The organism is Mesorhizobium sp. M0317 (assembly GCF_040321555.1).
Taxonomy (GTDB): Bacteria; Pseudomonadota; Alphaproteobacteria; order Rhizobiales; family Rhizobiaceae; genus Mesorhizobium.
This window is the reverse complement of the sequence record NZ_JAMYRV010000029.1, coordinates 34,980-48,992: the sequence shown is the minus strand read 5'-3', so window position 1 is coordinate 48,992 and position 14,013 is coordinate 34,980. Positions and strand designations below refer to the sequence as shown.

The 14,013-nt window shown below is 58.1% G+C and carries 9 protein-coding genes and 1 pseudogene; 6 read left to right on the top strand and 4 right to left on the bottom strand.

The window, feature by feature from the left end:
* Positions 1-16 precede the first annotated feature (16 nt).
* Together NKI88_RS19965 and NKI88_RS19960 are read right to left on the bottom strand one after the other, a co-directional pair.
* Positions 17-712 carry an OmpW/AlkL family protein gene (locus tag NKI88_RS19965; RefSeq protein WP_023816337.1) on the bottom strand — a complete coding sequence of 232 codons (696 nt, stop codon included), beginning with the start codon at positions 710-712 and terminating at the stop codon, positions 17-19.
* Between the two features lie 144 nt (positions 713-856).
* Positions 857-1,312: a hypothetical protein gene (locus tag NKI88_RS19960; RefSeq protein ID WP_352656761.1), complete on the bottom strand. Its 456-nt coding sequence runs from the start codon at positions 1,310-1,312 to the stop codon at positions 857-859.
* 958 nt (positions 1,313-2,270) lie between these two features.
* Here NKI88_RS19960 and NKI88_RS19955 point away from each other — a divergent pair.
* From NKI88_RS19955 to NKI88_RS19935, 5 genes are all read left to right on the top strand, one after another.
* Positions 2,271-2,639, top strand: a complete 369-nt coding sequence (locus NKI88_RS19955; protein ID WP_352656759.1) for a hypothetical protein — start codon at positions 2,271-2,273, stop codon at positions 2,637-2,639.
* 25 nt (positions 2,640-2,664) lie between these two features.
* Positions 2,665-3,969 carry a lysine N(6)-hydroxylase/L-ornithine N(5)-oxygenase family protein gene (locus NKI88_RS19950; RefSeq protein ID WP_352656757.1) on the top strand — a complete coding sequence of 435 codons (1,305 nt, stop codon included), beginning with the start codon at positions 2,665-2,667 and terminating at the stop codon, positions 3,967-3,969.
* A complete protein-coding gene (locus NKI88_RS19945) occupies positions 3,876-4,427 on the top strand; it encodes an FAD-binding protein (protein WP_352656755.1) in 552 nt (183 codons plus the stop codon). Before NKI88_RS19950 ends, NKI88_RS19945 begins: the two co-directional genes overlap by 94 nt.
* Positions 4,428-4,470: 43 nt before the next feature.
* Positions 4,471-5,250 (top strand): phytanoyl-CoA dioxygenase family protein, encoded by a 780-nt coding sequence (locus NKI88_RS19940; protein ID WP_352656753.1) that lies wholly within the window; start codon positions 4,471-4,473, stop codon positions 5,248-5,250.
* 324 nt (positions 5,251-5,574) lie between these two features.
* Positions 5,575-7,578 (top strand): class I tRNA ligase family protein, encoded by a 2,004-nt coding sequence (locus NKI88_RS19935; RefSeq protein WP_023685651.1) that lies wholly within the window; start codon positions 5,575-5,577, stop codon positions 7,576-7,578.
* Between the two features lie 912 nt (positions 7,579-8,490).
* Here the strand turns inward: NKI88_RS19935 and NKI88_RS19930 are convergent.
* Positions 8,491-9,774, bottom strand: coding sequence for an ATP-grasp domain-containing protein (locus NKI88_RS19930; protein WP_352656751.1), 1,284 nt, complete (start codon positions 9,772-9,774; stop codon positions 8,491-8,493).
* A gap of 160 nt (positions 9,775-9,934) precedes the next feature.
* A pseudogene (locus tag NKI88_RS31850) lies at positions 9,935-10,575 on the bottom strand (transposase); the annotation flags it as partial.
* A 723-nt stretch (positions 10,576-11,298) separates the two neighbouring features.
* Between NKI88_RS31850 and NKI88_RS19920 the strand changes: the two are divergent.
* A complete protein-coding gene (locus NKI88_RS19920) occupies positions 11,299-14,013 on the top strand; it encodes an AMP-binding protein (RefSeq protein WP_352656747.1) in 2,715 nt (904 codons plus the stop codon).

The window sequence follows — 14,013 nt, the reverse complement described above, 5'->3', positions numbered from 1 at the left end:
TCTTCGCCTTTCGCTATCAGAACCGGTAGGTGACACCCGCGCCTATTAACCAGGGATCGAGCTCGGCCTTGCCCGTCAGCTTCGCGCCGTCCACCGTGACGTCGAAGTCTGGCTTCAGGAAAAGCTTCTTCACGTCGAAGTTGACGCCCCAGTGCTGATCCACCATGTAGTCGAACCCGACCTGCAGCGCTGTGCCGAACGTGTTCTTAACCTTGAGAGTGTTGGCGCTGCCGGCATCCTGGTTATAGAAAATCGTGTAGTTCACGCCGGCGCCAACATAGGGCTTGAAAGCGCCGAGATCGGCAAAATGATACTGCAATGTGAGCGTAGGCGGCAGCAGCCAAACCTTGCCGATATCGCCAAGCCCTCCGATCGTTCCTTGACCGTTGATGTTTGCATAGGTGGTGCCGAGAATGAGCTCGGCAGCGATGTTGTCCGTGAAGAAATAGGAGATATCGAGTTCCGGCGTCACTGTGTCCGAATATGAAAGACCAGAGCCGGGCACCGCATTGACGTAACCCCAATCCTCAGTGATGACCCCCAACGCACGCAGCCGGATCTGCCAAGGGCTTGGCGCTTCCGTGACCGAGGCTCCTGCCTTCGGGACGCTAGCCGCTTGCGCAAGGTCCGCCGCGACGGCCTGCTGTCCCATCACGATGAGGACAACGGCCGCTGTTACTCCCCGCGCGATGCGGATTTTGTTTCTCGCCATGATATCGTCTCCTTGCTCTTCAGAAATGATGCACTGAACTACGACAAGTCTTGCTCGAGTTGTGGCGGAGCGCTCATGCGCAGTGTGCGTGGGACCGCGCACACTCTATTTGCGCCGTGCTCGCAATCATCGAGCTGTACTCACTTAGAAGTAAGCGGGATAACCAAAGGCCTGCAGCTTCGCGGCCGTCTTTCGCGCCTGGCCCGGGTGGGCGCGTTCGGCCCGCTTCGTGGTGGCGAGCAGGATCGGCGTAGCGGCAATGGTGGTGCCGGCCCACGGTGCGCGCGGATTTCCGGCCGTCTTGCCAGAACTGTAGAAGTACTGACAGCGACGCATGAACACGGGAACCTTGTCGGGACATTCGGAGATCGCTATCAGGGCGTCGCCTCGCGATCGACTGTGTTCCACCGAAGTGCCCCATCGTTCTAACCGGCTGGCTGGCGGCCCAGGCAAGTGTCCGTTCTCGTTCCAGATCTTCGAGCCAAAGATAGGAATCCTCGTTTGGGGCATTCGACTGGAAAACAATTTCAAGGTTCTCCTTCGGCTCGGGAGAGCTTTTTTTTTTGCCGCTGCGACCGCGTGTTCGGTGAGCTTGATCATGGCATGAATTCTCCTCAGTCCTTGCCGCAACGCGTTTTGCTGACAGCATCGCAGGAGTCGTGCCAAATGAGTAAATCGTTTCATAACAATGTGATCCCCCTGATGGCGCTATGTCTTATGTCCGACATCGTCGAAGATCCGACAAGGAGTGCAGCCATGACCGCCTGATAAGAACTCCTGTGCGAATTCGGTGGGCACTGCGGAATAAGCAGTGAAGCTCACCGCGAGACTGGCCGAGCTTCGGACGCACAGCCTGAGAAATCCGCGGCGGTGATGATCAATAACTGAGTTACAATGGCTCCATCTTGGCCCACCGGCCGGCGCGCAAAAGACTGCTTTGTGGCCCTATCCCTCCGCCTGGGACCGAATGGCGCACGTGCTTTTGGAACCGGCAGAGTGGTCATACGCAATTCTTCCGGGTGTCGGTCCCATATCGCGCACTCATTGATGCGCTTAGGTCTGGGCATGCGCCCATCCGCAAGCGTCCCGTCAAGAGCATCGATCCGACACCAACATAGAGAATTGCTTCCGCATGAGAGAGGCCTCGCGGCGGACATGAGATTGCGTCGCTCTTCATGATCGCGGCCTCCAAGGATGTCGGGATCCAGCCAGTGCAACGGGACGATAGGGCTAACGATCTGGCAGCTGTTGCAACTGCTGAGCTCGATGGACACGGCATATCGTGATCTGTCCGACAGAGACGCAGGGTTCTGCACTGTCCGTTCATAAAGACTGCGCTGGTCCCCATGGGAGAAGTATTCTGATGCAGAGGGTGCCCGATTAGCTATTCGGAGAAAGGCGACACCGAAGTGCAAATCGGGCGCCGCCCTGAAGCGTCCCCCTCAATGTCGGATGTCGGACAGGATCGCAAATCCGCCAACCTGTTGTTTAATAAAGTTTCCTTCTCTGGCACGGCCCATGCATGGGACCCTGCGAACGCATCAGCGAGACGTCGTCCATGATCATGCGCACCGAAAATGCCGTCGCCGTAGTGAACACTGCGCTCTCGCCTGCCATCAAGCCGCCGAAAGGCCTGCGCGTCATGGTCGGGCCGGCGATTGGGCCGGCTTCAAACACCTTAATGGGCCTGCAAAGCGTCTCGCGTGACGGCGACGCGGGCATCGAGACGAACGGAAAGACATACGTCGTTGTCCCACGTCGCCGGCATGACCCCTCGATTTCACCGCGCTGGAATGCTCCGGTCTACATTGGACGACGCGAACGCGCTGGACAAATGCTCGCAAACCCGGTCGGGACCGGTGCTCCGAACGTCCGCGAGGGGGGCCCAGTGGCTGCGGCCGGTATTCGCCGCGAACAAGCCGCCTAGTGGGAAGACTCTATAGGAGGAAGCAGTGGAGTTATCTTGCGTTGGGATCGGTGCTGGCCCGTCCAATTTGAGCCTTGCGTGTCAGCTACACGAGCAAGTTGGGAAAGGGGCGGTGTTCCTGGATCGGCAGGTCGACTTCCGCTGGCATCCAGGCAGTGCATTCGATTCCTCGGAGCTCCAGGTCAGCCACTTCAAGGACCTGGTCACTCTAGTGAATCCGCGATCAGCCTACACTTTCGTAAACTTCCTGCACGAGAACGGGCGTCTGTATCACTTCCTGAACGCACAGTTCGAAGCCGTGCTCAGAGTGGAGTTCGAACAATACCTGAACTGGGTCTTCCACAGGAACCCACTTGTGCGTGGCGGTGAGACAGTGCGCGAAATCCGCTTTGACGGCGAGTTTCGGGTGCGGACGGATAAGGCGGTTCTCGGCGCCAGAGACGTCGTGGTCGGCATTGGCAAGCAGGCGCAAATTCCGCCTCAGTTCCAGGGCTGGACTGGACGCAACCTGTTCCACTCATCTGTTTTACTGCACATCCACCCTGAGGTGCGGAGAAAGCATGTCTGCGTGGTCGGCGGAGGACAATCGGGAGCCGAGGTGATGTTGCATCTTATCGGCCTGCCGAAAGAACGGCGGCCTGCCTCGATCATTTGGGTCTCGCAGCGCGAAAACTATCTGCCTCTGGACAACAGCCCGTTCACAAACGAGTTGTTCATGCCCTGCTTTTCGGATCGTTTCGCGGCGATGAGCGAGTCGCAGCGTAAGCTGCTCCTGCGGCGTTTCGTGCTTGCCTCGGACGGCATTTCAGAAAGCACGTTGCGCGCGATCTATCAGGCGCTCTACCGCCACTCATTTTTCGAGCCAAACCGATCCGACATCACACTGCGGCCGGGCTGCACCGTCTCGCACTGCATCAACGCCGGCGCGGGTCACAGGCTGACCCTGCAGCACGGCATGGTCGAGGTCGAAGAAGTCACGGCTGACGTCGTCATCCTGGCCACCGGTTACGAGAACGCGATGCCAGACTTCTTGGAACCCATCGCGCACCGGCTGGAGCATATCGACGATGAATTAGCTATTTGCGAGGACTTTTCGGTGAGCTGGGACGGACCGCGTGACAGACGCATCTTCGTACAAAACGCGAGCCTCGGGCAGCGCGGCCTGGCCGATCCGAACCTAAGCCTGCTGGCCTGGCGCGCGCGCCGCATCCTCGATAGCCTTCTTGGGCGCGCGCCATGCGCGAACCCCGAGCATCCTGGCTTCATCAGCCATACCTCGATCGAGAGCTGGCCCGACCCCGTAGCCGAAGAAATGGGCAGCGGGATATGACTCGTAAACTTCTGATCATCGGCGGTGGCATCCTGGGAATGACGTCCGCGTCCGCTGCGGCGAAGGCCGGAGGCTTCTTCGAAATCATCGTGACGGAACAAGTTCTTGGACCAAGCGGCGCATCGCATTATTCTGGGGGCGTGCATTTCGGCTACGGTTGTCACGACCGTACCAGGTCGCTCACACAAAAGAGCGCCGTGGTCTTGGCGGCTATGGCTGGGTCGGCGGTCAGCGGATGGCGCCGGCCTTTAGCGATGCTTGTAGCGGCTAGACCGGGTGAACCGATTGATCCGGCCCAGTTTACCGAAGCCCTGGACCCGGCTGAGCCTGACATAGGCAGTCTCGCGCCGAGCTTCTGCGGACAAAATCCGTCGGAGCGGAACGCACTTAGCATCGCCGTCCCACATGCGTGGGACCGTCTCCGTGGACCGCAACTTGCCAGCGCCCGACTGCCCTAATTGGGGTCCGACCAATCTGTCTCTCCAACAGGAGGCTTTTCGCATGTTGACTGATACACAAAGAGACAAGTGGAAGAAAGACGGATACGTCAGGCTCGAAAGCTTCTTTGCGCCAGCGGCTCAGGAAGATATCTCTAATTTTGTCGAAGATATGTCACGCTGGGATGTCAGCGATGATAAATGGCTCATGTGGTTCGAGAAGACGACGGACAATCGAAAGATCATCTCCAAGATCGAGAATTTTCTCGATTTCCATGATCCATTGCGCCGTTTGCTCTTAGAAGATCAGCGCATAAAGTCAGCGGTCGAGGATTTGCTTGGCGAAGATTCGCGCAGGCTCAAGGAGTTGCTGATTTTCCACTACCCAGACAGCGGCGGCTATCTCCCGCATCAGGACATTTATCATATTCCACACAAACTCCCCGACCGGATGGTCCATGCGGTGGTTGCCATAGCCATCGACGATTCCGACCCGGAAAACGGCGGGCTTTTCTTCAGCCCCGGCAACCACAATAAGGGGGTCTTTCCCATGGATGCCGGTGGGGTGATCTATCCTCAAGTAGCCGAAACGTTCTCCTGGGAACCCGTAGTATGGAAGGCTGGCGACATCTTCATCTTCGACGATTACGCACCGCACTACTCACGACCGAACAAAAGCAATCGTTCTCGGCGGACACTCTACTTGGTGTTCCAGCGTGCCTCAACCGGTGGGCCGACCCGCGCTGAATATAACGTGCTTAAGCGCGCCCTTAACCCGCCCGAGGGCAAAGTGGCCGATCTCGACAATCTCAAGCCCCCAAATGGGATCTTCTATCGCGATTGAGCTCACGCAGCCAGGCGGAGGCATGCACACTAAACTGATCGACCGCTCAAAAAATGCGCGGACGGTATGGCGGTCTGATTTGCGGGCTCGCGGAGCATCGGACGCTTCGGCCACGTGGATTGTGGAGGTGGTCGCAGGCGGTCTTCTGTGTGCCTACAGCCCGACTAGCGCCCCCCTTGGTCGCCCGCCTGCCGGCCCAGAGCTGCACTATCCTGGCCGGGCCGCCAACGGGTCGGACTGCCGTTTCTCTCCATGAAGTGCACTTGAGGCTGTTCGTTGCAGCCGAAGGTCCGGCCCACTCTTCAACACCTTAGGTTCGTTGTCATGCGCAAATACACGTTTTCTCGAACGGAGCTGTCGCGGGCGTTCGGTATCGACACGGCCACGCTTGGAACGGGCAGCGCTCGCACGGGGTTTTCGTTCGGAAAGGTTGGACCCGGGGTCACATCCGAGCCCCATCGGCACGACGAAATCGAGGCCTTCGTGGTCCTGTCTGGCGCGGGCAAGGTCACCACCGACCTTGGGGAAATCTCGGTCGCGGCCGGCGACGTCGTTCTGTTCCATCCTTTTGAAGCGCATGTGCTGCGCAACGACGGGAACAAAGACCTAGATTTCGTCGCTGTCTACTGGCGAGACGGCGAGGCCGCCCTTGATGCCGCTGCAAAGTTCACGGCTCCACGCGGCCCAATCTTCGTCTTCTCCACGCCGCCAACGCCAAATGGCGATCTGCATCTGGGGCATCTTTCTGGCCCCTATTTCGGCGCTGATGTCTATACCCGTTTCCTGCGCATGAAAGGACTCGAGGCCTATCACCTGACCGGAAGCGACGATTACCAGAGCTACGTCGCGACACGCGCCGATGCCGATCAATCGACTCCTGCAAACGTGGCGCGCTACTACGCCGACGAGATACGCGCCACGCTTGCACTTCTCGATTGTGAACTCCACAGCTTCCAAGCCACAATGGGCGATGACGGTTACGGCGAGTTCCAAACCGCGTGTTTCCGGAGTCTTCTGAGCAGCGCGGCGGTAGATTTGCGCCAGAGCCCTGCGCTTTTTGATGCCGTGACAGGCCACTATCTTTACGAGCCGGATGTTGGCGGCCTCTGCCCCGATTGCGGCGGCTCCGCCGCTGGCAACATCTGCGAGGAATGCGGTGCCCCAAACCTTTGCCACGACTTAGGTGCAGCGCGGTCACGGAAGTCTGCAAAGGCGCCGGTGGTCGGCTCCCTCCGCCGTCCGGAACTTGCCATGGACCAATGCTACGACAATATCGACCGGCATCTAAGGGCGTCGGGCGTCCCGCTACGGATCTTGGATCTCTTCGCGCGCCTGCGCCAACGCGGCGACTTCTCAGTGCCCATTACCCACCCCTCGGACTGGGGCCTGCCGGCCGAGGGGTTCCCGGGGCAAGTGATCTGGGTGTGGCCGGAGATGGCATTCGGTTTTCTGTACAACATCCAGGCGCTCGGCCGCTCGATGGGTCGCGACTGGAAGGCGGAAATGCCCGGCAACGACTGGCAGATTGTCCATTTCTTCGGCTTCGACAATTCGTTCTACCACGCGCTACTCTACCCCGCTCTTTACGCCGAGGTCTTCTCCCACTGGACGCCACGCATCCGCTATCACGTCAACGAGTTCTACCTGCTCAACGGCAAGAAATTCTCAACCAGCTGCCGCCATGCGGTCTGGGGCAAGGAGGTTCTGAGCCCAAAGACAGTCGACGTCGTGCGCCTCCATTTGGGCCTGACACGCCCAGAAGGTGAGCGGACGGATTTCACGCTGGACGCGCTGCGCCGCACTGAGAACGAGGTGTTCCAAAGGATCTGGCTGAACTGGCTTGAGGCGTTGAACCAGGAAATCAAGCAGGATTTTGCCGGCCGTGTACCCGATGCAGGCGATTGGAGCCCGGTCGACCGCGCCTTCTTTGCTCGGATAGAGATCTATCGCGCGGCGATGGAGCGCGCCTATTCGGACGAAGGCTTCTCGGTTCGGCGCGCGGCCGCTCAGGTCTGCGATTTCGTGCGCGATTGTGTAATCTACCGTGGGGCGCGAGACTATACGGCGGCCCGACGTTTCTATCCCGCCCGCAATCGGACTTCGACAGCCCTTCAGACGACGGCCGCTGCGATCCTGGCACCGACACTCGCTCCGCTGATGCCCCGCTTCGCCAGAACGCTGGCGCGAGGCATCGATGGCGTCTCAACCGAAACATGGCCCCGATCCGCCCAGCGCCTTGCGCCCGGAACGCGCTTTGATCTCGGACCCGTGTTGGTGTTCTACGCCAAATCCGGCAATCCTCATCTTGATGAGGAGGAAGCACTATGAGCCCAAAGGTGCACCAGTGAGCTGTCCCAATCTCGACCAGATCTGCGCGGTAATCAAAGCCGACGATGCCAAATATCTTGACTCGCTGTCAGTGGCGACCGAAGCCGCTATCAAACGGTAGAGACCAGAGTAGCGGACCAGAACCAACGCGTCGTCGACAACCCTGGCCCGCCCTTGGAGGACCGCCCGGCCGATCGCTTCCCAGCCCTTGCTGTTCGTTCCGCAAATGCCGTGTGGGCTCGACTGCGCTGACCAACCTCTTCGGCATCGGGATTTCCGTCCTCCAGCCGGTCAAGGCTGTCATGCGGTTCGACCCGCTTGGTCTCCTGGCGAACCCTGGGTCGTGCGCCGATCACTACTGTGAATGCTGAATGCGAATGCCTGCGTGATGCTATCTTCGGTTCTGTCCGAGTCTGTACCGGCACGGCAGTCGGCGAAGAACAACTGAGCTACTGACATCGGAAGGTAGCAAATTCTGCCCTACAAACCCGCTACTGCTCGCAACCAGCGTTCACGGTGGCGATGGTGCGCAAGCTTCCAACCAGACCCGCGCAACCACAGCCCGTCGCCTCAGGCGAGGGCCGCCAAAAATCGCGAGCGTCGAGAGATACATCCAGTTTTTTAGGGTCGGCTAAGCTGTGTCTAACGAAAGTAACGTGACATGGACTCAATCTTCAAGCCAAGTACCTCGTACCTGTCCGCTCTCCTGCGTCTGCAATGACTGCGGAGCCGATCTTGACGATCAGCCTGCGAGCCGACTCTTGGGCCGTCCTCGTTGGAACTTTTTTTTCTAAGCTCTTCTTGCATCCAATAGCGTTTAGTTGGTGAGCAGCCAGAGACAAAAATTGGGATCTCTCATCAAATTGCGTCTCTCTGTCTCGCGCTTTCGATTGGATCAATGTTCCGAGACGATCACCTTTTGTCTGGTGCCACCTGCGCTGGTGCGGAGAGTTGAGGGGCCGCACACTGTTCCTGATCGCCGGCGGTCGGAAATGGTGTGATCGACCAATCGATTAAATCGACGGCCTGCTGAAGTACCGCCTCGGTACGAGCCCGGATGGGTGAGGCGGCGATAACATGTCCGATCCAGTCCCGGTGATCGCCTTTCCTGACGATCCGCGTCTTGGGCCCAATATAGAATTCGACCTCGGCGACGCCTGGGACAGCAGTCGCCCGACTGTCCCCGTCGATCCAATCGAGCGTGCCATCGCGATCCGGAACTAGGATTCGCGCAGCCGCAATCTGCGAATGCCTTCTACGCAAATCCCATTCCTCGCCGATGACAAGCTTAATGTGCTCGGTGATTAGGTCGACACCATAAGCCAGCTGAATCATTTGAGCATTGGGCAAACCCGCCATACGCGGATTGACTTCAATGACGACTGGCCCACGCTTCGTCCACCGGAGTTCAATGTTCGTTGGCCCCCAGCCAAGGCCGAGAGCTCGCAAACTGTTTTGCGAAATATCTACGATGCGCTCATTCTCATCATCTGTCAGCGGGGCCGGTAGAGTCAATTCACGAAAGACGAAATGCGGTGGGGGGCCGAACTCTCCGGCATAAATCCCAATGACCTCATTTCCCATTATGTCGGCGCAATAGTAGGGGCCTTGTGCGAATTCTTCGACCAGTATCCTCGGTGACGACCGCCACATGTGCTTCCCACCCAACAGATAGGTCGTATGTTCGGCCACCTCATCGATGTCGCGGCACAATCGGACACCACTGCTGCCGACTCCTACGGCTGGCTTGAGAACCACCGGAAAGCCGATCTCCCCGGCAGAGCGTGTTACATCCTTCGCATCCGTTGCCAAGCGATAAGACGGCACTGGAACGACGGCCTCCCTGAGGAGCTCACGTTGAACGAATTTGTTGCAACATCGTTCAATAGACGTTGGGTCTGGCCCCGGTAGATCGAAATAGCGGCAGAGCTTGCCAACTGTCGCATAGACCGACTCATTGGCGCACGTAATGCCAGCAATGCCATAGGTCGCACGAAGCCGGGAACATTCGTCGGTCAAGGCATCGAGGTCGGCTGTATCGACACGGATTGCCTCGGCCTCTTCCCTCGCAATATAGTCATACTGAGCTGGATCAGCCGATAGGGTAATCGAATGAAGGCCAAGACGCTGGGCTGCCTGGATGTATAACAGACCAGTCCTCGAGCCTTCAACCAGGATAAGTACTCTTTTGGCCATTGGCTTTTGCATTTTTGATGCGCCCTAATCTCAGACCTGTCGTGAAATTATCACGGGTCGACGATTTACGGTTGTGAAGTTGTATGAATGAATTGTAAACGGCTGTTAATGTGGCCGCTGGATCCTGGGGCGAAAGCGGTGGCGATGGAGGCTAAGAGTGTTGGCCGCTATCGCCGGCATGGGTAAGTACGTTCCTCACCAAGTGGATGCGATAGCGCTGCCATATGGCCGACAAAACCTTGGTGCGCCGCGTTCTTGGCTTCATGGGCATTGGAGACGCCGAGTCGCGAGGCCGCAACGGGTCAGCTTGCGCAGGAACTCCGTCCAATTGGCTCGCCCTCAGACGAGACGTGCCAATCTCTATCCCCAGTACCTCGCGTCGTCCGTCCGCGTGACGCCGACGGTATGACGACGGCGACCGAGACGATCGGCCCACCACGGCGGACCTTCGGGCAAGTGGCGTCAACCCACAGGTATGGCCGATCGCCCTCGATCGGCCGCTCGAAGAAAGGCCTCACGTTGATGCCAGGCTGCCGCTCACCCCTTGGCGCCAATCGCCGGTCGAGATGGGCTCAAAATATAGCTTCCTGGATGACGGCGGTCAGCGCGGCGGGGGTTCGAGTAAACCCGGGGAGTACTTCCTTCCTGAGCTTCGGTGCGCAGCTCGACGGCGCCGGAGCGCGCCTCCTTGTCGCGCTCGCGACGTTGCGGGTGGGCGGGGCGCAGCGGGTTCTTCTCGCTATAGGCGGGGCCGATGGCTGCGCCCACCTCCATTTCCATTCGCCGTTCGGCAAGCCGACCATCTGCGCAGACATGTTGCTCAACTCCTGATCCCTTTTTGGGGTTGCCCGCAAGGCAAATGCCCGCAGGCGGCAGCGTCCGCATTCAATGGGCCATCAAGAGTCGTGCCATTTTGCTCGCTGCTGCTACTGCTGGCAGCCGTTTGTCAGGGTGTGCATCGCGCACAACGAAGGGACTCGAGGAGCCACCAGCGATCAGATCGCTCGGTCGAAAACGCGCAGTGACCTTAAGGATCTGGATGTCTTGGCGGTGTCGAACGTTCCGCAACATTCCCCTTTGAACGTTTATCCATTGTCGGAAAGCGGACAGAACCGCGTTCGCGCAGACAAATTGAATGAGGACCTCGGAAGCGAACGGTGTTGAACCGAAATTGTTTTTCGACTTGGCACAGCTCATGCGGTTGTACAGTGAAGTTCATGCAGCAACGGACTAGCGACGAAACATTGCGCGAGGTGATGAGCGTTGGTGGGAACTGCCCACTTACTGGCATGCTCCAGCCTTTCGATGAAGCAGGGTAAGGCGACCGTCAGCTTGCCGCTGTCGACTTTTGGCAGCAATCACTGTCCGGGCGCCAAGGTATTTAAGCCAGTCCCGGATACATCGACCGGCCGCCACTCAGGAGATCATGCGACTCGCAAATGCCTCCGTCGCCGCCGGGCTGCTCAGCACGTCGGCTGCACGGGGCGGATGCGTAAGAACTCGAGAGCTTTGGAGAGAACCCAAATGAAGATGCTGACGATGCAGACTCTAACGCCGACCCTCTCGGGTCCGCGCCGGCCGTTGCGTTTTGGGCGCGAGTCGTTAGCCAACCTCATCGCAAAGAATTTGGACAGGTTTGCGTCGAATATTGCTGTGCGCACGAACGATAATGGCGACGTGAGTTACCGCGAGTTGGGGATGTCCGCGTCCGGCCTTTCAGGGCGCCTGAAGGCTGCTGGGGTCGGCCATGGTGATGCGGTCATTGTCAAACTTCCCCGATCTGTAGAACTGGTTGCGACCATTTTGGCTACTCAATTGCTTGGTGCAGCCTTCGTTCCTATTGACCCAGCGGAAACCGACCAGCGATTGGACTATATCCGCCGCAACACGAAACCCAAGGCCATAGTCGAGCACCATTCCAATGGTTCGATCCGCGTCGAGCGCCTTTCGCAGAGCGGCGGCATCAAGTCAGCCTTCTCGGAGATCGCCTATATCATGCATACCTCCGGAACCACTGGAATCCCGAAAGGGGTGCCGGTTTCCCAGGCAGCTCTTCTGAATTTGGTCGACTGGTATGTCGACATGATCGATTTCTCGGAGCGAGCTAGCATTTCGCAGCTTACGCGCCCTGCGTTCGATGTTTCCATTCCCGAATTCTTCGTACCATTCGTGACAGGCGGTGCGATAGTCTTGCCATCCACTCAACTGCAAACACAGATTATTCAGACGATCGAGTTTCTGGCTCATAGCCGAACCAACGTCGTTCAGATGGTGCCGACGCTGCTGCGACGGTTTCTTGGAACTGTTGAACGTCTGCCTCATATTGCTGAGCAATTCACCGATCTAAAATATCTGGTATGCAATGGTGAGTCCTTGCCAGATTCAGTTAGGCGGCGATTCTATTCGTGCCTTCCCAATGCCATTCTAATAAATAGTTATGGTCCTACCGAGTGCTGCGTTGCCGTTAGTTACCACTATTGCCCTCGAGGTGATGAAGCCAGTCCGATGTTCATCGGCAAGCCAGCGTGCAACGTCGATTTCTTTGTTGTCGATGAGAACGGGTCCAATGTTGGCCTTGAGGCCGAGGGCGAGCTCTGGGTGGGAGGCGTGCAGACGTCACATCGCTATGTCGCTGATGAAGCACAATCGAAATTGCGCTTCGCGCGATGCATAACGGACAATGGTGAGCAAGTTCTGTATCGCACTGGTGATTACGTCATGGCTTCGTCAGAACACGGTCTGCGGTTTCTCGGAAGAAAGGATGAGCAAATAAAGTTTCGCGGAACCAGACTGGAGAAAGGGGAAATCACTAGCGCGATCGACCAGACGGGTGCTTGCAGGGACTCAGCGGTGGTCGTGCTAAATGGAGACGACGACGCGGATCAGGAGCTGGTTTGCTTGGTGACGCCTGCGAGCGCCGACGTGGATGAAATTCAGCGGCGGCTATCCCGTGCGCTGCCGAAAGATCGTGTTCCTCGACTTGTTGTGCCTATTGTCGAGCTTCCCTTCACCGCCAATGGAAAACTCGATCAGCTCGCGCTTGAGAGAGCAGCCAAGGAAGCGCTTCGGGCGAATACTAGGCCTGCCGCAGCTCACCCCCAGGCCGGACAGGGAACGGGGTCACCTTTGGATCATCTACTGAAGGCGGTGCGCGCTGTCACGGAACGACCGGCTTTGCCCAACTGCGCGGCCCGGGAACATGGCATTGATTCCCTGCACTTCCTCGACATACAGCTCATGCTGGCCCAAAGCGGCCTCATGTTCGGCGAAGACGTCTATGAAGCGCAAGGCCTGTCGCTCGAGGAGTGGGCTAGGCGAATTCGACCGATCGACCGCACCGGATTTCAAGCGGGCGCTACTGCCGCGTGCGGGCAAGCTTCCGGATTTGGAAACGAGCTCGCGCAAATTGTTGAATACGTCGAATCACGAGCGCCCAGCACCATTGTCCTGCACTCATCTTTGGTGGCGCTGAGGAACGTAAGTGCGGATGAGGTAACGTCCACTCTTCTGAAAGCATTAGTGCGCGTCTCCGCTTCCTCCACAGTTATTCTCCCCGCGTTCACGTTGAGCTACTGCGCCACCCGGCATTTTCACTGGACGGAGACGAAGTCCGAGACAGGCGTATTGGCCGATCTAGTGTTGAGACAGCTTCCCTCCAGGCGCACCAAACATCCCGCCTATTCGATGGTCGTTATCGGCCCGGGAACGGAACGATTGTGCCAGACAGATTGGTGGCAGGGCAGCCCGTTTGGCGATGACTCGATATTTGGCGAGATCAGCCGCTCAGATGGTTTGATTATCGGCCTCGGCACATCAAGCTTTACACATGTGCATAGGTGCGAGCTGTTAGGGGACGTACCTTACAGCAAGACAATTAACCTAAGGGGGCTCGCTGACTTCGGAGAAGGTCCGGTGGATCTCTCGACCTCGGTTTATGCTCGCGACGTTAAGGGTCGACCCGAGTATTCCTTCTTGGCACACGATACTCAGCGCGACGTTCGCGAAATGAGAGATGTGCTGCGGCAGTTCCCAATAGGCGGGACCCACGCGATGTTGGTGGACGCAAGAGAGATGGAGGCCAAGCTGGTTCCCGTCATGCGGGCCGAGCCATATGGCTTTTTGGACGAGAGAGCCAGAGCCGAGGCGCAACGCGCATATCCGAGCGAAGAAGAGCAGGCCGACCCAGGCTTTCAAGTTTCGACGGAACTTGATGATCTCAGCCCGAGTCCGGGGAGTTGA